Origin of the sequence: Actinomycetospora atypica, from assembly GCF_042653685.1 — a bacterium.
In the GTDB taxonomy this organism is placed as follows: Bacteria; Actinomycetota; Actinomycetes; order Mycobacteriales; family Pseudonocardiaceae; genus Actinomycetospora; species Actinomycetospora atypica.
Map to the genome: position 1 here is coordinate 279,263 of NZ_JBHSIV010000001.1, position 20,807 is coordinate 300,069.

A 20,807-nucleotide genomic window follows, 5' to 3' on the forward strand; every position below is an offset into this window, starting at 1 on the left:
CCGTGGGCTCCGCCACGGCGGAGCCCACGAGGTCCCTGCCCTACGATCCCGCGCCATGACCAGCACGGCGTCGCGCACCGCGCCGTTCCTTCCCGCCTACGGCCACGGCACCCTCACCGAGGTCATGCCGTCGATGGCGGCAGCACTCGACGTCCCGGGCTTCACCGACACGCTCGGCGTCGCCCGCCACCGCGGGGACGTCACTGCGGCGGGCCTCCTGCTGATCGACGGCATGGGCGCCGAGCTGCTCGCCGCCCACCCGCACGACGCCCCGGCCCTGCACGAGCTCGCGTCCTCGGCCGACTCGCGTCGGCTCACGGCCTGCTTCCCGGCGACGACGGCGGTCTCGATCACCTCGCTCGGGACCGGCCTGACGCCCGGGGCGCACGGCATCGAGGGCTACTCGATGGCGGTCCCGCCGCCCGACGACCCCGGCGCGGCCCCGGACGTCGTCCTGAACACCCTGCGCTGGTGCGCGCACGGCTCGACCGACCCGGTCGACCTGATCGCCGACCTCCCCCCGGAGGCCGTCCAGCCGCACCCGACGGTGCTGCAGCGGGCGGCGCGCGCCGGGGTGGCCGTGACGCGGGTGGCGCCCGAGGTGCAGCGCCGCTCGGGCCTCACGCGGGCCGCCCTGCGGGGCGGGCGCTTCCACGGCGTCTCGGCGCTCGGCGACCTGGCCGCGGAGTTCCTGCACGGTCTCGCGGTGGAACCCGAGGAGCGGGCCCTGGCCTACGCCTACCACGGGGACCTCGACGCGATCGGCCACGAGCACGGGCCCGGCAGCCTGCCCTGGCGGATGCAGCTGCAGATCGTCGACCGGCTGGTCGCGGCGATCGCGGAGTGCCTGCGGCCCGGGGCGGTGCTGCTGGTGGTGGCCGACCACGGGATGGTGACCACCGACCGGGGCTGGCACGTCGACCTCGACCTCACCCCCTCCCTGCTCACCGGGGTGCGACGCCTGGCCGGGGAGACGCGGGTCCGCCACGTGTACGCGATGCCCGGCGCGGCCGACGACGTGCTCGCGGCGTGGACCGCCGAGCTCGCCGACGCCGCCTGGGTGGTCTCCCGCGAGGAGGCGATCGAGCAGGGCTGGTTCGGTCCCACCGTCAGCGACACGGCCCGCGGCCGCATCGGCGAGGTGGTGGCGGCCGCGCGCGACCAGTGGACGCTGGTCCGCTCGCGCATCGAGCCGCGCGAGACGTCGCTGGTGGGACACCACGGGTCGCTGACGTCCGCCGAGCAGCTGGTGCCCCTGCTCGTCGCGCGCGGTTGACCCCGTTCCTCCGTTCGGGCCGCATCGGGGGCCGATCCGGGGTGGGCGGTGCGCATCCGCGCGACCCGGGCCATACGCTGCCCTCACGAGTGCACGTGGGAGGGGGAACACCCGTGGACCGACACGCGCACGACGGGGACGCGAGCGGCAGCAGGGACGACGAGGAGCGCGACCGGCTCCTGGTGCGTCTGCGCGCCTCGATCGCCCACCACCCGCTGCTGGTCGGCGGACCGTTGATCGCCGTCGCGATCGTCGCGGGGTTCCGCGACGTGCGGGAGAGCAGCGTGGTCTCCCTCGCCGCGGTCGTCGTCTTCATCGTCGTGCAGCTGTTCACGCTCGCCCACGACGACCGCCTCTGCCTGCGCTGCATCGCCGACAGCCCGGCCGACCCGGCGCTCGTCGTCGAACGCCGCCGGCCCCTGCTGCGCCTGTTCCACTCCGCGACCACCGGCGCCGGCATCGCGACGCTCGTCGGGATCGCCGCCGTGGGAGTCGCGGCGGGCCTGTTCATCAGGCCCGGCTGGGGCGACCTGGTGCTGCTCCTGCCGCTGGGCACGATGGTCCTCACCGTGCTGCACCGCCGGGTGGAGCCGTGGTGCCCGTACTGCGGCTGGGGTCGCGACGACGACGGCGAGGACACCCCCGACCCGACGCCCGACCCGGACGTCGCGGCGCCGCTCTCGCGGACCTAGCCTCGCGCGAGTGTCCGACCAGCCCTCCCCCGAGGTCGCCGAGCTCGCCGGCCGTGTCTTCACGATGGCCCGGGACGGCGACGCCGCCTCCCTGGCCGCCTACGTCGACGCCGGGGTCCCGGTGAACCTGACGAACGACTCCGGCGACACGCTCGTCATGCTCGCGGCCTACCACGGGCACGCCGACGCGGTCCGGGTCCTCGTCGCCCGCGGCGCCGACGTGAACCGGCTCAACGACCGCGGCCAGGCGCCCGTGGCCGGGGCGGTGTTCAAGGGCGAGGACGACGTGGTGCGCGCGCTGGTCGAGGGCGGCGCCGACCCGACGGCCGGGCACCCCACCGCGGTCGACACCGCGCGGATGTTCGGCCGGGAGGACCTGCTCGGGGTCCTGCGGTCCCCCGACCCGGCGGGATGACCTCGGGCCGGTGCCGCGTTGCCCCCGTATGGGCATCCCGATCTCGGTCCTCGACCTCTCCCCGGTCCCCTCCGGGGCGCCCGCCTCGCAGGCCCTGCACGACACCGTCGAGCTCGCCCGCACCGCCGAGGCCGCCGGCTACCGGCGCTTCTGGCTCGCCGAGCACCACGGCATCGCGTCCGTCGCGAGCTCCGCCCCCGAGGTGATGATCGCCGCCGTCGCGAGCGCCACCCGCACGATCCGGGTCGGCTCCGGCGGCATCATGCTGCCCAACCACAGCCCGCTGAAGGTGGCCGAGACGTTCCGGGCGCTCGGTGGGCTGTTCCCGGAGCGGATCGACCTCGGCATCGGCCGCGCGCCCGGCACCGACCCGCGCACCGCGATCGCGCTGCGCCGCTCGCACGAGGCGCTCACCGCCGACGACTTCCCCGACCAGTTCACCGAGCTGCGCGGCTACGTCGACGGGTTCGACGCCGACCACCCCTTCGCCGGGATCACCGCCTCGCCCGACGACGTCCCGCTGCCGCCGGTCTGGATCCTCGGGTCGAGCTACTACGGCGCGCAGGCCGCCGCGGCGTTCGGCACCGGCTTCGCCTACGCGGGCCACTTCGGCGGCGCCGACGCGGGGGAGGCCACCCGCATCTACCGGCGGTCGTTCCGCCCGAGCACCGCGGCCGGGTCGCAGGAGCCCCACGTGATCCTGGGGGCCGCCGCGATCGCGCATCCCGACGCCGAGCGCGCCCGGGCCCTGGGCCGCGCCAACGCGCTGTCGATGGCCCGGCTGCGCACCGGGCGTCCCGGCCCGCTGCCGAGCCCGGAGGAGGCGCTCGCCCACGACTGGAGTGCCGCCGAGGAGCAGGTGGCCCGCTCGATGGCCCCGAAGGTGTCGGTGGGGACGCCCGAGCAGGTCGCCGAGGACCTCGTCCGGAAGGCCCGCGAGGCCGACGCCGACGAGCTCATGATCACCACCGCGATCCACGACCCCGAGGAGCGCCGGCAGTCGCTGCGTCTGGTGGCCGAGGCGCTGGGGGCGTCCGCGCTCGTCGGGGCCTGACCCGGTTGGAGCGAACGGCACTTCCGCTCACAGAGAAGCAGCGGAAGTGCCGTTCGCTCCAGCGGTCAGAGCGCCGCGAGGATGTCCTCGACCCGCTTCTTCGCGTCCCCGAAGATCATCGAGGTGTTCTCGCGGAAGAACAGCGGGTTCTGCACGCCCGCGTAGCCGACGGCCATCGAGCGCTTGAAGACGATGACGTTCTTCGCCTCCCACACCCGCAGCACCGGCATGCCGGCGATCGGGCTGCCCGGGTCGTCCATCGCGGCCGGGTTGACGGTGTCGTTGGCGCCGATCACGAGGACCACCGAGGTGGCCGCGAGGTCGTCGTTGATCTCGTCCATCTCGAGGACGACGTCGTAGGGCACCTTCGCCTCGGCGAGCAGCACGTTCATGTGCCCGGGCAGCCGGCCCGCGACGGGGTGGATGCCGAAGCGCACCTCGATGCCCTTGTCGCGCAGCCGGCGGGTCAGGTCGGCCACCGGGTACTGCGCCTGGGCGACGGCCATGCCGTACCCGGGGGTGATGACGACCGACGAGGCCTCGCGCAGCATCTCCGCGACCTCGTCGGGCGTCGTCTCCCGGTGCTCGCCCTCGACGTCGGCGGCCGCGGTCCCCGACTCGACGCCGAAGCCCCCGGCGATGACCGAGAGGAACGAGCGGTTCATCGCCTGGCACATGACGTAGGACAGGAATGCACCGGACGAGCCGACGAGGGCGCCGGTGACGATCAGCAGGGTGTTGTTGAGCAGGAAGCCCGACGCCGCCGCGGCCCAGCCCGAGTAGCTGTTCAGCATCGACACGACGACCGGCATGTCGCCGCCGCCGATCGAGGCCACGAGGTGCCAGCCGAGGGCGAGCGCCACCCCGGTGATCGCGATCATCACGCCGAGCGAGGGCGCGACGGTGAAGGCGACGGTGAGCGCGGCGAAGGCCACGAGCGCGCCGAGGTTCAGCAGGTTCTTGCCCGGCAGGGTCAGCGGGCGCGACTTCATGCGCCCGGAGAGCTTGCCGTAGGCGACGATCGAGCCGGTGAAGGTGACGGCGCCGATGAACACGCCGACGCCGACCTCGACCGAGTGGATGCCGAGCAGCTCCGGCGCCACCGTGGTCTGCGCGGCGCCGAGCGCCTCGACCTCCAGGTAGCCGTTCCAGCCGACGAGCACCGCGGCGAGCCCGACGAACGAGTGGAGCAGCGCGATCAGCTCGGGCATGCCGGTCATCTCGACGACGCGGGCCCGCCAGAGACCCACACCTCCGCCGATGACGAAGCCCGCGACGAGCAGCGCCACGGCGCCCGCCTCGAGCGAGCCGGCGGCGAGGACGACGGTGGCGACGAGAGCGACCGCCATGCCGGCGATGCCGTAGACGACGCCGTTGCGGGCCGTCTCGTGCTTCGACAGCCCCGCGAGGCTCATGACCGTGAGCAGTGCGGCGACGATGTAGGCGGCGGTGGCCGCTGCTTCGGGGCTCATCAGGCCGGACCCTTCGTGAACATGGCGAGCATGCGGCGGGTCACCGCGAAGCCGCCGACGATGTTGATGCTGGCGAGGACGATCGCGACGAACGCGAGGATCGACACCGTCAGGCCGTGCTGCCCGAACTGCAGGAGCGCCCCGACCACCACGACGCCGGAGATGGCGTTGGTGACCGACATCAACGGGGTGTGCAGGGCGTGGTGCACCTTGCCGATGACGTAGTAGCCGATGACGACGGCGAGCACGAACACCGTGAGGTTGGTGGCCAGCTCGGCCGGCGCGAAGGCCGTCGCGAGGAACAGCAGCAGGAAGCCGACCGCGATCGCGGCGTACCGCCGGGCCGGCGACGCGGGCTTCTTCGGCTCCGCCACCGGGGTCGAGGCCTCCGGCGCGGGGGCGGGCGCGGGGGCGGCGGACACCGACACCGGGGGCGGCGGCCACGTCACCTCGCCCTCGCGGGCCACGGTCATGCCGCGCTGCACCACGTCGTCGAGGTCGAGGACGAGCTCGCCGTCCTTCTCCGGCGTCAGCAGCTTCATCAGGTTGACCAGGTTGGTCCCGTAGAGCTGCGAGGCCTGGGTGGGCAGGCGGGCCGCGAGGTCGGTGTCCCCGAGGATCGTCACGCCGTTGTCGGTGACGACGACCTCGTCGGGCACGGAGCCCTCGACGTTGCCGCCCATCCCGGCGGCCATGTCGACGACGACGCTGCCGGGCTTCATCGCCGCGACGTCGGCGGCGGTGAGCAGGCGCGGCGCCGTCCGGCCCGGGATGAGGGCGGTGGTGATGACGATGTCCACGTCGGCGGCCTGCTCGGTGTAGATCTCCGCGGCGCGCCGGTCGTAGTCCTCGGAGGTCGCTCGGGCGTAACCGTCGGTGGAGCGCTCCTGCTCGACGTCGACCGTCAGGAACTCGCCGCCGAGCGAGGCGACCTGCTCGGCGACCTCGGGGCGCGGGTCGGTGGCGCGCACCACGGCGCCCAGCGACGACGCGGTCCCGATCGCGGCGAGGCCGGCGACACCGGCGCCCGCGACCAGGACCTTCGCCGGCGGCACCTTGCCCGCGGCGGTCACCTGGCCGGTGAAGAAGCGCCCGAAGTGGTTCGCGGCCTCGACGACGGCGCGGTAGCCCGCGATGTTCGCCATGGAGGAGAGGACGTCGAGCGACTGGGCCCGCGAGATGCGCGGCACCGCGTCGGTGGCGAGGACGGTGATCCCGCGGCCGGCGAGGTCGGCGAGGAGCTCCGGGTTCTGGGCGGGCGCCACGCGGCACACGAGCGTGGCACCGGGGGCGAGCCGGGCGAGGTCGTCGGGGGCCGGGGTGTTGACGGCGAACACGACGTCGGCCGACCACGGGTCGCCGAGCTCGGCCCCCGCCCGGGCGTAGGCCTCGTCGGGGAACGACGACCGCTCGCCCGCCCCCGGCTCGACGGTCACCGTCCAGCCGAGGTTCTGCAGACCGACGACGGTCGCGGGGGTGGCCGCCACCCGCGTCTCTCGCTCCCGGGTCTCCCGGGGGACACCGATGCGCACGCGCACCCCTTCTGGTCGGGCCCCGCGAGGGGGCCTGGACCGGCCGCCGGACCACCGGCAGCCGTGTGGCGGACAGTAGCCCGGCCACCCGGACGGGCGTGTGACCTGTACCTCTTCGAGACAGGCTGAACGATCGAGGTGACGGGCATCGCACACCTCACGGGTCCCACACGAGGGCTCCCGCAGGTGTAGCGCCCGCGTAACGGCGACGAAACGGCGCCCCCGCAGCGTGGAGTGCGTGCCCGGAGTCCTCACCCACTGCCCGTACTGCTCGCTGCAGTGCGGGATGACGGTGACCCCCCGCCCGGAGTCGGCCGGCGGCGGCCACGACGTCGAGGGCGCCGACTTCCCGACGAACCGCGGCGGGCTCTGCGAGAAGGGCCTCAGCTCCACCGAGCTGCTCGGCCACCCCGACCGGCTGACCACCCCACTGGTCCGCGACTCCCGCGACGAGCCGTTCCGCGAGGCCACCTGGGACGAGGCCCTCGACCGGGTGGCCGCCGGGCTCACCGCCGCCCAGCAGCGGTACGGCCGCGACGCCGCGGGGCTGTTCGGCGGCGGCGGGCTGACCAACGAGAAGGCCTACCAGGCGGGCAAGTTCGTCCGGGTCGCGCTGCGCAGCGCCGCGATCGACTACAACGGCCGCTTCTGCATGTCCTCGGCGGCGAACGCCGGCATCCGGGCCTTCGGGATCGACCGGGGCATGCCGTTCCCGCTCGCCGACATCGCGCGCGCCGACACGGTCCTGCTGGTCGGCTCGAACCCGGCCGACACGATGCCTCCCGCGATGCGCTGGTTCGCCGCCGGGCGCGAGCGCGGGGCGCAGCACATCGTCGTCGACCCCCGCTACACCGCGACGGCGGTCGCGGCCGACGTGCACCTCCAGCCCGTTCCCGGCACCGACCTCGCGCTGGCCAACGGGCTGCTGCACCTCGCGGTCAAGCACCGGCTCGTCGACGCGGCGTACGTCCGGGACCGGACGACCGGCTGGGACGCGGTCCGGCGGGCGGTGCGCCAGTACTGGCCCGACCGCGTCGAGCGGATCACCGGGGTGCCGGTGAAGGTCATGGAGCGCACCGTGCGGATGCTCGCCGCGTCGCGCGCCACGATGATCCTCTCCGCCCGCGGCGCCGAGCAGCACGCGAAGGGCTCGGACACCGCGCTGGCGTGGATCAACCTCGCGCTCGCCCTGGGCCTGCCGGGCCGCCCGTACTCGGGCTGGGCCACCGTGACCGGGCAGGGCAACGGGCAGGGCGGGCGCGAGCACGGCCAGAAGGCCGACCAGCTGCCCGGCTACCGGATGCTCGCCGACCCGGCCGCGCGCGAGCACGTCGCGGGCGTGTGGGGCCTCGACCCCGACGAGCTCCCGCAGCCCGGGGTCAGCGCCTACGAGATGCTCGACCGGCTCGGCACCGACGGCGGGGTCCGGGCGCTGATGGTGATGGCGTCGAACGTCGTCGTGAGCGCCCCGAACGCCGCCCACGTGCGGCGACGCCTCCGGGACCTGGATTTCCTCGTCGTCTCCGACCTCTTCCTCTCCGAGACCGCCGAGCTCGCCGACGTCGTCCTGCCGTGCGCCCAGTGGGCCGAGGAGGAGGGGACGATGACGAACGTCGAGGGCCGCGTGATCCGCCGCCGGCAGGCCGCGCAGGCTCCGGAGGGCGTGCGCTCCGACCTGGCCGTCCTGGCCGACGTCGCGGCGCGGCTGGGCCGCGGCGAGTTCTTCTCCGACGACCCGCGCACGGTGTTCGACGAGCTGCGCCGGGCCTCGTCGGGCGGGAAGGCGGACTACACGGGCATCTCCTACGAGCGCATCGAGGCCGAGCGCGGCGTGTTCTGGCCCTGTCCCGACGACGCTCATGCCGGCACCCCGCGCCTGTTCCGCGAGCGCTTCGCCACGCCCGACGGGCGGGCCCGCTTCCACGTGGTGCACCACCGCGCGGCGGCGGAGGAGCCCGACGACGAGTACCCCTACCGGCTGACCACGGGGCGGACCCGGGCGCACTACCAGTCGGGCACCCAGACCCGGCGGACGAAGGCGCTGCTCGACGCCGAGCCCGAGTCCGTCGTCGAGATCCACCCCGACCTCGCGGCGCGGCTGGGCCTCGCCGACGGCGCCGACCTGCAGCTGCGCACCCGCCGCGGCAGCGCCCGGATGCGGGCCCGGCTCACCACGACGATCCGGTCCGACACCGTCTTCGCGCCCTTCCACTGGGGCGGCGAGCAGACCGCCAACGCCCTCACCAACCCGGCGCTCGACCCGGCGTCGCGGATGCCCGAGTTCAAGGTCTGCGCCGTCGCCCTCGAAGCCGTCCCGGGCACCACCACCACAGGAGAGGAGCCCGCCGCATGATGACCACACCGCGCTTCCTGCAGGGCGCGTTCGCGTTCGAGGGGCAGGGGCTCGACAAACCGGCGCTGCTGCACCCGTCGCTCACCTACACCGTGCCCGAGGGCGTGTCGGGCCAGGTCCTCTACGTCCGCGGCGGCAACTCCTCCGACGAGCTGGCCACGATCGTCCTGGTCTTCGACGGCGCCCCGGCCCGTTGGCTGCCGATCGGCGCCAAGGACGACATGCACGTCTCGCTGCGGGTGGTGGAGGACCTCCTCGCCGGCAGCACCGTCGAGGTCCACTACTCGGCGCCCGCGGGCGTGAGCGGCACGCTCGTCGTCGACTGCGGTCTGGTGGAGGTCTAGGTGACAGCGGTCGACGACCGTCCTGCCGAGGCGGAGGCCGGGGAGCCGGGCCGCGCGAAGCTGGTCGTCGTCGGGAACGGGATGTCCGGGGCGCGGGCCCTGGAGGAGATCCTCACCCGCGGCGGCGGGGAGCTCTTCGAGATCACCGTCTTCGGCGACGAGCCCTACGGCAACTACAACCGCATCCTGCTCTCCGAGGTGCTCGCGAACGCCGCCGGCGAGGTGGCGGACAACGAGGACGTGGACGGGCAGGACGACGACGAGCTCTTCCTCAACCCCGTCGACTGGTACGCCGACAACGGCATCGCGCTGCACGTCGGGGTCCGCATCGTCCGGATCGACCGGCACGCCAAGGTCGTCCTCGGCGACGACGGGTCGGTGACGCCGTACGACACGCTCGTCCTCGCCACCGGCAGCCGCTCGTTCTTCCCGCCGATGGACGGCATGTGGGCCTCGAGGACCGAACTGACGCCCGGCGTGTTCGGGTTCCGCTCGCTCGACGACGCCCAGGGGATGCTCGCGCACGTCCGGTCCTGCGAGCGCGCGGTCGTCATCGGCGGTGGCCTGCTCGGGCTGGAGGCGGCGGCCGGGCTGCAGGCCCACGGGGTGGCCGTGCACGTGGTGCACCCGACCGAGGTGCTGATGAACCAGCAGCTCGAGGCCGAGGCGGCCAAGGTGCTGCGCTCGAAGCTCGAGGACATGGGCATGCACATGCACCTCGGGGTGAAGACCTCGGAGATCCTCCTCGGCGACGACGGGCGGGTCGCCGGGGTGCGGTTCACCGACGGCTCGACGCTCGACTGCGACATGGTCGTGGTCACCGCCGGCATCCGCCCCAACATCGGACTGGCGATGGTCAGCGGGCTCGAGACCCAGCGCGCGATCGTGGTCGACGACCGGATGCGCTCGGTCGACGACGACGACATCTACGTCGTCGGCGAGTGCGCGCAGCACCGCGGCGAGGTCTACGGCGTCGTCGGGCCGCTGTGGGAGCAGGCGGCCGTGCTCGCGGACGTCGTGACGGGCGCCGACCCGCACGCGGAGTACCACGGGTCGCGCCTCACGACGAAGCTCAAGGTGGCCGGCGTCGACGTCGCGCAGATGGGGCTCAAGGAGCCCGAGCGCCCGACCGACGAGTTCGTCCAGTTCTCCGAGACCGGGCGCGGCGTCTACCAGACGGTGATCATCCGCGAGGGGACGCTGGTCGGCGCGACGCTCGTCGGGGACGTCTCCAAGGTTGCGGCCCTCACCCAGGCGTTCGACTCGCGCTCGGCGCTGCCCTCCGAACGCGTCAAGCTCCTGTTCGACCTCGGCTCGGCCGACGACGCGGCCTCGGCCGCCGACCTCCCGGACGACACCCAGATCTGCAACTGCAACGGGGTCTCCAAGGGCGACCTGGTGGCGTGCGTGCACGACGGCGCCGAGACGGTGTCGGCCTGCATGGCGGCGACCCGGGCCGGCAAGGGCTGCGGGTCGTGCAAGGGCCTGGTCAAGGAGGTCGTGGAGGCCGCGCTGGGCGGGGCGGGCGTCGAGGACCCGGCCGATTCGTACTACGTGCCGGCGATCCCGCTCGACAAGCCGACGCTGATGGAGGAGATCCGGACGCGGGAGCTGACGTCGGTGTCCGCGGTCTTCGAGGCGCTCGCGCCCGAGGGCACCGACCACGTCGGCTCGAAGATGGGACTCACGGCCCTGCTGCGGATGATGTGGCCGCACGACTACGTCGACGAGCGCGACGGCCGGTTCATCAACGACCGGGTGCACGCGAACATCCAGCGCGACGGCACCTTCTCCGTCGTGCCGCGGATGTCGGGCGGGGTGACCTCGCCGGACCAGCTGCGGCGCATCGCCGACGTCGCGGAGAAGCACGAGATCCCGATGGTCAAGCTGACCGGCGGCCAGCGGATCGACCTGCTCGGCGTGCCGAAGGAGAAGCTGCAGGAGGTGTGGGCCGACCTCGACATGCCGTCGGGCTGGGCCTACGGCAAGAGCTTCCGCACCGTGAAGACGTGCGTCGGCACCGACTTCTGCCGCTTCGGGCTCGGCGACTCGACGAAGCTCGGGATCGACCTCGAGGAGCGGTACAAGGGCATCGAGGGCCCGGCGAAGATGAAGCTCGCCGTCTCCGGCTGCCCGCGGAACTGCGCGGAGTCGATGGTGAAGGACGTCGGGCTGGTGGCCGTCGAGGGCGACCGTTGGCAGATCTACGTCGGGGGTGCGGCCGGCGCGACGATCCGGAAGGGCGACATCCTGGCGACCGTCGACTCCCACGAGGAGGCGATGACGATCACCGGGCGCTTCCTGCAGTATTACCGGGAGAACGCCAACTGGCTCGAGCGCACGTACGACTTCGTGCCGCGCATGGGCCTCGACTACCTCATCGGCGTGATCGTCGACGACGTCGAGGGGCTGGCCGCCGGGTTGGACGCGCGGATGCAGGAGGCCGTCGACGCCTACGTCGACCCGTGGGCCACCGACCAGCAGGAGCAGACGCCGGGGCAGTTCCACGACGCGCTGCCGCTGATCCCGCTGCCCCAGGTGCCCGTCCGCGAGAAGGAGCCGGCGCCGTGACCGCGGGGGAGGCCGTATCGACCCGGCTGGGGCCGGTGGACCAGATCCCGCTCGGCGAGGGCCGGGCGTTCCTGGTGGGTGACGAGCCGGTGGCGGTGTTCCGGCCGCGGTCGGGTGGGCTGTACGCGCTGCGGGCGATCTGCCCGCACCGCGGCGGCCCGCTCGCCGACGGTCTCGTCGACGCCGAGGTGGTGATGTGTCCGCTGCACAACCACCAGTTCCGCCTCGACTCCGGGAAGTGCGTCTCCGGGGGCGAGATGTCGGACGTGGCGGCCTACACCGCGACCGACGAGGACGGCGAACTGGTGGTGAGTCTGGTCGCGCCGTAGGGCAGGCTCCCCGGCGTGCGAGACCAGCTGCTGCTCCAGGCCACCGCCTTCGCCGATGCCGTGTCGAGCGAGAAGGCGGGTGACCTGTCGGGGCCGGTGCCCACCTGCCCGGACTGGACGCTGCGCGACCTCGTCCGCCATCTCGGGCGGGTCCACCGCCGGGTCACGGCCACGATCACGTCGGGGTCGGAGCGGATGGTGGCGCGGGACGCGGAGATCCCCGACGGCGAGCCCCCGGAGTCGCGCGACGAGGTCGCGACCTGGGTGCTCGCCGGCGCCGCCGCCCTGGTGGAGGCGTTCGAGGCCGGGCCGTCCGACCGGGAGGTCGGCGGCTTCGTCGGGCCGACGCCGGTCGTGTGGTGGGAGCGCCGGCAGCTGCACGAGCTGCTGGTGCACCGGCTCGACGCGGAGATCGCGGTGGGCATCGAGCCCCTCGCCGACGTGTCCCCCGAGCTGGCCGTCGACGGGATCGCGGAGTGGTACGACCTGATCACCGCCTTCCGCAGCGGGTCCCGACGGCTGCGCGGCACGGGCGAGACGGTCCACCTGCACGCGACGGACGAGCCCTCCGGCGAGTGGTTCATCGTCCGTGGACCCGAGGGCGTGACCATCACGCGGGAGCACGGCAAGGCGGACGTGGCGGTTCGCGGTCCGGCGCGGGCACTGCTGGCGGCGGTGACCGGCCGGCGGGGACTGGACGACCTCGAGGTGTTCGGCGACCCGGCCCACGCCGAGGACTGGATCCGGGTCGCCGCGCTGGACTGATCCCGCCTAGAACGGGGGTTCGTCGTCGAAGGGGTTGGGCGAGGCGGCCTGTCGGCGGCGTTCGTGCTGGTCGATCTTGATGGCGGTGCGGTGGGCGGCGTCGCTGATCCGGCCGCGGCGGTCGCGGCGGGGGGTCCACGGCCGCGGCTCGTACTCGCCGGGGGCGTGGAGCAGTCCGAGGTGACGGTTCGGGTCGGTGTTGAGCGGCGCGGGCGGCGGGAGCACGGGATCGGGTTCGACGACGTGGATGGTGCCGGTGGGGGCGGTCCACACGAACGTCCCCGGTGCGGGCTGGTGCAGGGTCCAGCCGGAGGCGGGGTGGTGCTTGAGCCGGTGGTGCCGGCGGCACAGGGGGCCGAGGTTGTCGGCGACGGTGATCCCGCTGTCGGTGACGGCGAGGGTGTGGTCGAGGTCGGCGGCGTGGGCGGGCCGGTCGCAGCCGGGGAAGCGGCAGGACCGGTCGCGGGCGCGGATCCAGGTGTCGAGCGCGGTGCGGGGGTGACGTTCGGCGGCGTCGGCGAGGCTTCTCGCGGGGTGGTTCTCGGGGTGGGCGCGGGCCGCGGCGAGTGCGGCCTGGGCGCTCGCGACCAGGTCGGGGTGCAGGCAGGCGTCCGCGTCGAGCGGGTCGAGGCCTTCGAGCTCGGTGGTCTGGGCGGTGAGTTCGACGATCTGGCGGCGGTGCGGGTCGTCGGCGGCGACGTCTGCAGTGCCGCCGGGTGGGTGGACGAGCAGGACGTGTTCGAGGGCGCCGAGGGTGGTGTAGAGCAGTAGTCGCCAGGTCGCGGCGTGGCGCTGGTCGGCGAGGTGTCGGGCGATGGGGGCGGGGACGGTGCCCCAGCCGGTCATCTGCCCGGGGTGGTGGTCGAGGCCGAGCAGGGTCGCCAGCCCGAGGCGGACCGCGACCCGACGTCGGTAGGCCAACCGACGACCCGCCCCCGCCACTGCACCCGCCGCCACTGCGCCCGCGGGACCGGAGGTGGGCTCGGGGTCGAAGAGGCCGCCGTCCGAGCCCGGGTCGTCGAGGCCAGGCCCGCCGTCGCCGTCGCCGTCGCTGTTCGGCCCGTTGCTCGGGCTGCCGCTCGAGGCACCGTCAAGGTCGTCAAGGTTCGGGCCGGGCTCGTCGTCGGTCGGCAAGTCATCGGTCGGCTCCCTGTCGTCAGGACCTCTGTCGTCGGGGCCGCTGTCGTCCGGGCCGCTGTCGTCAGAGCTGTCGTCAGAGCTGTCGTCCGGGTTGCTGTCGTCCGGGTTGCTGTCGGGGCTGCTGCCACGCGGATCGTCGGGTCCGGCGTCGGGACCGTCGTCGGGTCCGGGACCACCATCGGGCCCGTCGTCATCTGGGCCGGGCTCGGTGTCGTCGGGGTCGGGGTCGTCGGGGTGCGGGAGGGCGGCGAGTTCCTCGACCAGCCGGGCCACGATGTCGGGATCGTCGGCCCCGAGATGCCCACGCCCGAGCAGCCGCAGGAACACGTGCGACTGCACCCGCCCCTCCGCGACAGTGATCCCCCGCATGCCGAGTTCCCGGCGGACGGCGTCGGCGACCGCGACGAGGTGGTCGTAGGCCTCCTTCGCCGTCTCCCACGGCAGATCCAGGCCGCTGATCTCCCCTGCGCCGGTGCTGCGCAGCCGCGCCACCACCCGCGCCCGAGCGACCGCGGCGGCGCGGCGGACCGCGTCCCAGGCGGGGTCGAGCTCCCCGGCCTTGGCCTCGATCAGGTCCGCCAGCTTCCCGTGCGGCGTCGCCGCCGCGCGCCCGAGCAGCGCCTCGACGACCTCGCGGGCGGTCTCGTCGTCCAGGTCCCGCAGGATCGACACGAAGTGCCAGGCCTTGCGTTCCTCCAACCGGCCCGCGGCCATCTCCTCCCCCAAGCGCGGCAGCCGCTCCAGCACCCCGGCGGCGAGCTCGAGACGCATCGCGGCCATCGTCGAGGAACACCCCAGCGTCGCCGCCGCGATCTGCGCGGCGTACGGGTCGTCGAGGACCCGCTTCGTGGTCCCGGCGCGGGCCCGGCAGGCCTCCAGCAGCCACCGGCACCGCAGCCAGGTGGCGTGGCACTCCAACGCAAACCCGGCCCGCAGCCCCGCCTCGGCCACCTCCCCGATCACCGGACCGGGGTCGGTGGACAGCGCGGCCAGCAGCTCCGGGCCGGGGACCCGGGCCTCCAGGACCGCCGCCACGCCACCGTCGTCAGCGGCGCCGGCGGTGGTCGCCGGGTCGTCGTCGGTCGGGGCGGTCATGCCCCCCAGTATCGAACATATGTTCGGACAGGGCGAGAGCCGACCGCCGTAACTTGATCACTGCCGAACGGAGCAGTAGAGATCCGAATGCCCTCCGAGCAGGCAGTTCAGACGACGAGGCCGACCAGGGTCGCGGCGGCTCCGGCACACGTCCCGAGCACCCCGAACAGCAGCGGCTTCCCGACCCCCTCCGCCCGGAACATGCCGATCGCCCCGAGCCCGAGAGCCAGCACGCCGAGCAGCGCCCCGACGAGACTGAACACCGGCACCGTGCCGAGGGCGGTCTGGGGCAGGATCCGCGGGAGCAGTCCGCTCCACGGGGCGAGACCCAGCACGATCCCGACGAGGCCCACGACGATGCCGGCCAGGCCCCAGCGGGTGCGGCCGGCGGCGGTCGGGTCGGTCCAGGGGGCCGGCGTCCGCCCCGGCGCGCGCCGGGAGGCCACCGAGTCGGTGTACGGGGAGCCGTAGGTGCCGGTGCCGAACGTCGCGGGGTGCACCGCCCGGTCGCGCGCGGGCCGGACGGCGAGCGGGCGCAGGGACGGGGCGGCGACGTCCGGTGCGACTGTTGACCCGCCGGCGGCGCGGAGGCGTGGCACGGCCGCGTCGAGGTCCCGACGACGCACGGGCACGGTCACCGGCTCGTCCTCCGGGTCCTCGGTGGGCGCGGACGCGGCGGGCGCGGACGCGGCGGGCTCGGCGACACGGGGCTCGGCGACACGGGGCGCGGGGGTCGGGGTCGCCGCGGCGTTGAACGGGCGATCGCCGGAGCCGGAGCCGGAGCCGGAGCCCGGGGCCAGGCGCGGAGCCGGGACCCAGGGGGTCGACGCACTCGTGGGGGACGGCGCAGCGGCGGGAGCCGCGGCACTCGTCGTCGGGATGGGGTTCAACGGCGGGAGGGGACGGAAGCCCGAGGCGGGCGAGTCGGGGCCGGCCGGGCGCGGCAGGGGGACGGCGGCGAACTCGTTCGGCGGGGCCGGCTGCGCGTCGGGGGCGCGGTGCCGGCCGCCCTCACGGCGTGGGGGGACGTAGGAGGCGGCGTCGGGCAGCGGGCCGGACGGGTGCGGTTCGTGACCGGGCGGCGGGCCGAACCCCCGACCGCTCGTCGCCCGATGGCGTACCTGCTGCTGGTCCTGCCCAGACACCGTCACTCACTCCCCCGAACAGACGTACCTGCGCCGCCGTGTGCGCGGCCTCCGTCACTCTGACCCCGGGGGCACCGCAGGCGTTAGCGCTTCCACCCGCTCGGCCCAGCACGACCCCCGGACCGGGGGAGACCGATCGTGGACGGCAGCGGAACCACCTCGACCACCCCCCGTAAACTGGTCGGTATGACGCAGTCCCCCCGGGTTCCCGAGAAGCCGACGCTCGACGGCCTCGAGGACACATGGGCGGCCGTATGGGACGAGCAGGGCACCTACGCGTTCGACCGCACCGCGACGCGCGAGCAGGTCTTCTCGGTCGACACCCCGCCGCCGACGGTCTCCGGGTCGCTGCACGTCGGACACGTCTTCAGCTACACGCACACCGACGTCGTCGCGCGCTTCCAGCGCATGCGGGGCAAGCAGGTCTTCTACCCGATGGGGTGGGACGACAACGGGCTGCCGACCGAGCGACGCGTCCAGAACTACTACGGCGTGCGGTGCGAGCCGAGCCTGCCCTACGACCCCGACTTCACCCCGCCGGAGAAGCCGGGCAAGCAGCAGATCGCGATCTCGCGCCGCAACTTCGTCGAGCTCTGCGAGACGCTGACCGCCGAGGACGAGAAGGCCTTCGAGGCGCTGTGGCGCCGCGGCGGGCTGTCGGTCGACTGGAGCCACACCTACCAGACCATCGACGCCCGGGCCCGCGCGATCAGCCAGCGCGCCTTCCTGCGCAACCTCGAGCGCGGCGAGGCCTACGTATCGATGGCGCCGACGCTGTGGGACGTCACGTTCCGCACCGCCGTCGCGCAGGCCGAGCTCGAGGACCGCGAGCACACCGGCGCGTGGCACCGGATCGCCTACCACGGCGCCCAGGGCCCGGTCTTCATCGAGACGACGAGGCCCGAGCTCATCCCGGCCTGCGTCGCCCTCATCGCCCACCCCGACGACGAGCGCTACCGGCCGTTGTTCGGGACGACGGTCACCTCGCCGCTCTTCGACGTCGAGGTCCCCGTCCTCGCCCACCCGGCGGCCGAGATGGACCGCGGCGCCGGCATCGCGATGTGCTGCACCTTCGGCGACCTGACCGACGTGCAGTGGTGGCGCGAACTCGACCTGCCCAACCGCACCGTCATCACCCGCGACGGCCGCCTGCTGCGCGAGACGCCCGAGTGGATCACCTCGTCGTCGGGCCGGGAGCGGTACGCCGAGATCGCCGGGACCACGGTGTTCTCCGCCAAGGAGAAGATCGTCGCGATGCTCGCCGAGAGCGGCGACCTCGAGGGCGACGTCCGGCCGGTCACGCGGCCGGTCAAGTTCTTCGAGAAGGGCGACAAGCCGCTCGAGATCGTCTCGAGCCGCCAGTGGTACCTGCGCAACGGCGGCCGCGACGGCGACCTGCGCGCGGCGATGCTGCGCCGCGGCGACGAGCTGATCTGGCACCCCGACTACATGCGCCACCGCTACGCGGACTGGGTCGGTGGCCTCAACGGCGACTGGCTGGTGAGCCGCCAGCGGTTCTTCGGCGTGCCGATCCCGGTCTGGTACGCCCTCGACGCCGACGGCGAGGTGGTCGTCGACCAGGTCCTGACGCCGGGCGACGACGCCCTGCCGATCGACCCCAGCACGGACGTCCCGCCCGGCTTCTCCGCCGACCAGCGCGACGTCCCGGGCGGGTTCACCGGCGACCCCGACGTCCTCGACACCTGGGCGACCTCGTCGCTGACCCCGCAGATCGCCGGGGGCTGGACCGTCGACGACGACCTGTTCTCCCGGGTCTTCCCGATGGACCTGCGGCCCCAGGGCCACGACATCATCCGCACCTGGCTGTTCTCCACCGTGGTCCGCAGCTCGCTGGAGTTCGGCGAGCTGCCCTGGGCCCACGCCGCGCTCTCGGGCTGGATCCTCGACCCCGACCGCAAGAAGATGTCGAAGTCCAAGGGCAACGTCGTCACGCCGATGGGGCTGCTCGAGGAGTTCGGCTCCGACGCCGTCCGCTACTGGGCGGCGAACGGCCGGCCGGGCGTCGACACCGCGTTCGACCGCGGGCAGATGAAGGTCGGCCGCCGGCTGGCGATGAAGCTGCTCAACGCCTCGAAGTTCATCCTCGGGGTGGGCGTCCCCGTCGGGGAGCCGGACGCGTCGCGGGTGACCGCCCCGATCGACCGCGCGCTGCTCGCGCGCCTCGCGGGCGTCGTCGCGAAGGCCACCGACGCGCTCGAGCGGTTCGACTACGCGGTGGCCCTCGAGGTCACCGAGCAGTTCTTCTGGTTCTTCTGCGACGACTACCTCGAGCTGGTCAAGTCGCGGGCCTACGGCGAGTTCGACGACGCCGGGCGCGACTCCGCGCGGACCTCGCTGGCGCTGGCGCTGCGCGTGCTCCAGCGGCTCTTCGCACCGGTGCTGCCGTTCGTCGCCGAGGAGGTCTGGTCGTGGTGGCAGGACGGGTCGGTGCACCGTTCCGCGTGGCCGACCACGGCCGAGCTGCCGGGCGTCGACGGGGTCGACGAGGGCGTCCTCGACATCGCCTCGGAGGTCATCTCCGGCATCCGGCGCGGCAAGTCCGACCAGAAGCTGTCGATCCGCACCGAGGTCGAGTCGCTCTCGGTGTCGGCGGCGCCGGCCCAGCTGGACGCGCTGCGCGTCGTGCTGGGCGACGTGCAGGCGGCCGGGCGCGTGCGCGACATCGAGCTGCTGCCGTCGGAGGACGGCGAACTCGTCACCCGCGTCGGCGGACCCGTCGAGACCGTCCAGGCGTAGCCGGGGGCGGGGGCCGGACCGGCCCCCGCCGCGCCGGAACCGCTACGTCAGGACTGCAGCTCGGACTGCGGCGTGATGGCGAAGCGATACTCGTCGCCGGAGCCGTCGGTCTCGTTCTCGGGGATGCGCTCGACGTCGAGCACCTTGTCGTCGAGAGCGGACGCGGCCATCGGCTCGAGGAAGATCACGGCGCCGCCGCCCTCGAGCACGGTGTCGTCCGCCGCGGGGTTCGGCGCCACGGAGAGCTCGAGGCCCTCCTCCGCCATGTTCGGCGTGGCCGCGATCCGCAGACCGGATCCCTCGGGCATCTCGTTGGTCTCGAGGATGTTCGAGATCGCCTCGGCGGCCGTCTCCGTCAGTGCCAGCATGCCCCGTTACCATACGGATCACGGATAGGTCACGCACGTGATCGCGCCTGCCATCACACGGCTCGGCCTCCCGGCCCTCCGTTTCGTCACTCAAGGAGAGCGACATGGCACTCCCGGTCCCCGAATCGGCCGCTGGGACGCGCGAGAGCATCGTCCGGATGCTCGCCGACGTGCCGGAGGGGCTCTCGGACCGTGAGCTCGCGGAGGCGCTGGCCGGCCGGCACCCGGGCATCGACTACAAGGCGGTCAACCACCAGTGCCGCCGGCTGGTGGCGGTCGGCGCCGTCGAGCGGGTGGGGACGAAGCCGGTGCGCACGCGGCTGGTCGACGCGTCGCTGGCCGTCGAGGTGCTCACCGCGCCGGCCGACGCCGCCGAGCAGCTCGCGGCGGCGCCCGTCGGGCCGGTCGAGGAGGAGACGCCCCGCCGGCTGCCCCCGGTGCAGGTGAGCGTCCTGCAGGTGCTGGCCGACTCGGAGGAGGGCCTGACCGACGTCGGGATCGCCGCCGCGCTGGCGCCCCGGCACCCCGACGTCGACCCCAAGGCGTTCAACTACCAGTGCCGCAAGCTCGTGAAGGCCGGGCTGGTGGAGCGGACGGCCCGGACCAAGGACGTCCCGATCCGGACCCGGCTCACCGACGCCGGCCGCGAGGCGCTCGAGAACCTTCCCGACGAGGCCGAGGACCTTCCCGACGAAACCGTGGTCCCGGAGAGCGCCGTGCCCGCCCCCGAGCCCGTCCCGGAGCCCGAGCCCCTGCCGCAGGCCCTGCCGGAGGACGACGACGCCACCGCGGCCCTCGTCGTCGGGAACGGATCGACGCGACCCCGGCACCGCCCGAAGGCCCCGAGCGACGACGTCGCCCGCATCCGCCGCTCCGAGCGCGCCGGGGACGATCCCGACGAGGCCCCCGTGCGGTTCCTGCCCGTCTCCCCCTCCGCCTCGGTGGCGCTGCGCGAGCGGTTCGCGCAGCGGGCGGCGCTGCGGATCGCCCCGGAGGCCCCGGTCGGCGTCGAGGTGCCGACGCGCGACGTGCACCTCGGCTGGTCGCGGACCCACAACGTGGCGGCCGCCGTCGCGAGCTGGCTGACCCGGCGCGGCAGCACGATCCGCCGGGTCAGCGACCAGGGCCCGGCACTCGACCTCGTCGCCGTCCTCGACGGCGAGGAGGTGCACGTGGAGGTGACGGGCTGGCCGCCGGAGGGCGCCCGCAGCCACCCGACCACCCTCGCCGCCGACTGGTACTCGGCCGCGAGCCGCGCGGCGGTCCAGCGGCGGCGGGCACATCCGCGCAGCCGCGTCGTCATCGCCCTGCCCGACACGCGCCGCTACCGCAGCCTCGCCGCGGACGACCAGGGGACGCTGTGCGCGGCCCGGACGGAGATCTGGTTCGTCGACGCGGCCGGGCGCGTCGACCTCACGTAGCCCGGTCGGGACCCCCGGCCTGGTTGTCCGCCGCCGGGCGCGGGTAGGTCCTGGGCACCACCACACCTGCGTTCCCCG

16 protein-coding genes are annotated in these 20,807 nt (G+C 74.0%); 11 read left to right on the forward strand and 5 right to left on the reverse strand.

From position 1 onward, the window contains the following. Positions 1-55: 55 nt before the first annotated feature. The 4 genes from ACFPBZ_RS01450 (at position 56) to ACFPBZ_RS01465 (ending at position 3,437) form a co-directional block, all read left to right on the forward strand. A complete protein-coding gene (locus ACFPBZ_RS01450; protein ID WP_378034191.1) occupies positions 56-1,276 on the forward strand; it encodes an alkaline phosphatase family protein in 1,221 nt (406 codons plus the stop codon). A gap of 113 nt (positions 1,277-1,389) precedes the next feature. Next, on the forward strand, positions 1,390-1,968 hold the full coding sequence (locus ACFPBZ_RS01455) for a hypothetical protein (RefSeq protein WP_378034192.1): 579 nt from the start codon (positions 1,390-1,392) through the stop codon (positions 1,966-1,968). A gap of 64 nt (positions 1,969-2,032) precedes the next feature. Beyond that, positions 2,033-2,383, forward strand: coding sequence for an ankyrin repeat domain-containing protein (locus ACFPBZ_RS01460; protein ID WP_378034264.1), 351 nt, complete (start codon positions 2,033-2,035; stop codon positions 2,381-2,383). A gap of 28 nt (positions 2,384-2,411) precedes the next feature. After that, complete coding sequence (locus tag ACFPBZ_RS01465) at positions 2,412-3,437, forward strand: LLM class flavin-dependent oxidoreductase (RefSeq protein ID WP_378034193.1); 1,026 nt, start codon at positions 2,412-2,414, stop codon at positions 3,435-3,437. A gap of 65 nt (positions 3,438-3,502) precedes the next feature. On the opposite strand, the gene pntB is transcribed toward ACFPBZ_RS01465, so the two are convergent. Together pntB and ACFPBZ_RS01475 are read right to left on the reverse strand one after the other, a co-directional pair. Further along, the gene (gene pntB / locus ACFPBZ_RS01470) at positions 3,503-4,909 is read right to left on the reverse strand and encodes a Re/Si-specific NAD(P)(+) transhydrogenase subunit beta (RefSeq protein ID WP_378034194.1); all 1,407 of its coding nucleotides are present in this window, start codon (positions 4,907-4,909) and stop codon (positions 3,503-3,505) included. Beyond that, on the reverse strand, positions 4,909-6,441 hold the full coding sequence (locus ACFPBZ_RS01475; protein WP_378034195.1) for a Re/Si-specific NAD(P)(+) transhydrogenase subunit alpha: 1,533 nt from the start codon (positions 6,439-6,441) through the stop codon (positions 4,909-4,911). The genes pntB and ACFPBZ_RS01475 overlap by 1 nt, the downstream gene beginning before the upstream one ends. A 238-nt stretch (positions 6,442-6,679) precedes the next feature. Here ACFPBZ_RS01475 and ACFPBZ_RS01480 point away from each other — a divergent pair, with 238 nt between their 5' ends. From ACFPBZ_RS01480 to ACFPBZ_RS01500, 5 genes are read left to right on the forward strand one after another with little or no spacing between them, the layout of a single operon-like run. Further along, positions 6,680-8,794: a molybdopterin oxidoreductase family protein gene (locus ACFPBZ_RS01480; RefSeq protein WP_378034196.1), complete on the forward strand. Its 2,115-nt coding sequence runs from the start codon at positions 6,680-6,682 to the stop codon at positions 8,792-8,794. Continuing rightward, entirely contained in the window at positions 8,791-9,138 is a 348-nt protein-coding gene (locus ACFPBZ_RS01485) for a molybdopterin oxidoreductase (RefSeq protein ID WP_378034197.1), read from the forward strand. Before ACFPBZ_RS01480 ends, ACFPBZ_RS01485 begins: the two co-directional genes overlap by 4 nt. Continuing rightward, a complete protein-coding gene (gene nirB, locus ACFPBZ_RS01490; protein WP_378034198.1) occupies positions 9,139-11,709 on the forward strand; it encodes a nitrite reductase large subunit NirB in 2,571 nt (856 codons plus the stop codon). Next, a complete protein-coding gene (locus ACFPBZ_RS01495; RefSeq protein ID WP_378034199.1) occupies positions 11,706-12,038 on the forward strand; it encodes a Rieske (2Fe-2S) protein in 333 nt (110 codons plus the stop codon). Before nirB ends, ACFPBZ_RS01495 begins: the two co-directional genes overlap by 4 nt. A 15-nt stretch (positions 12,039-12,053) precedes the next feature. Next, positions 12,054-12,803, forward strand: a complete 750-nt coding sequence (locus ACFPBZ_RS01500) for a maleylpyruvate isomerase family mycothiol-dependent enzyme (RefSeq protein WP_378034200.1) — start codon at positions 12,054-12,056, stop codon at positions 12,801-12,803. 6 nt (positions 12,804-12,809) lie between these two features. Here ACFPBZ_RS01500 and ACFPBZ_RS01505 read toward each other — a convergent pair whose 3' ends face one another. Together ACFPBZ_RS01505 and ACFPBZ_RS01510 are read right to left on the reverse strand one after the other, a co-directional pair. Further along, positions 12,810-15,038 carry an HNH endonuclease signature motif containing protein gene (locus tag ACFPBZ_RS01505; RefSeq protein WP_378034201.1) on the reverse strand — a complete coding sequence of 743 codons (2,229 nt, stop codon included), beginning with the start codon at positions 15,036-15,038 and terminating at the stop codon, positions 12,810-12,812. Between the two features lie 107 nt (positions 15,039-15,145). Then, positions 15,146-16,183: a hypothetical protein gene (locus ACFPBZ_RS01510; protein WP_378034202.1), complete on the reverse strand. Its 1,038-nt coding sequence runs from the start codon at positions 16,181-16,183 to the stop codon at positions 15,146-15,148. Between the two features lie 186 nt (positions 16,184-16,369). On the opposite strand from ACFPBZ_RS01510, the gene valS reads away from it, so the two are divergent. Further along, complete coding sequence (gene valS, locus ACFPBZ_RS01515) at positions 16,370-18,940, forward strand: valine--tRNA ligase (protein WP_378034203.1); 2,571 nt, start codon at positions 16,370-16,372, stop codon at positions 18,938-18,940. Positions 18,941-18,987: 47 nt separating this feature from the next. On the opposite strand, the gene ACFPBZ_RS01520 is transcribed toward valS, so the two are convergent. Then, positions 18,988-19,308, reverse strand: a complete 321-nt coding sequence (locus ACFPBZ_RS01520) for an adhesin (protein WP_378034204.1) — start codon at positions 19,306-19,308, stop codon at positions 18,988-18,990. Between the two features lie 104 nt (positions 19,309-19,412). Here ACFPBZ_RS01520 and ACFPBZ_RS01525 point away from each other — a divergent pair, with 104 nt between their 5' ends. Continuing rightward, a complete protein-coding gene (locus ACFPBZ_RS01525; RefSeq protein ID WP_378034205.1) occupies positions 19,413-20,729 on the forward strand; it encodes a hypothetical protein in 1,317 nt (438 codons plus the stop codon). The last annotated feature ends 78 nt before the right edge of the window (positions 20,730-20,807 follow it).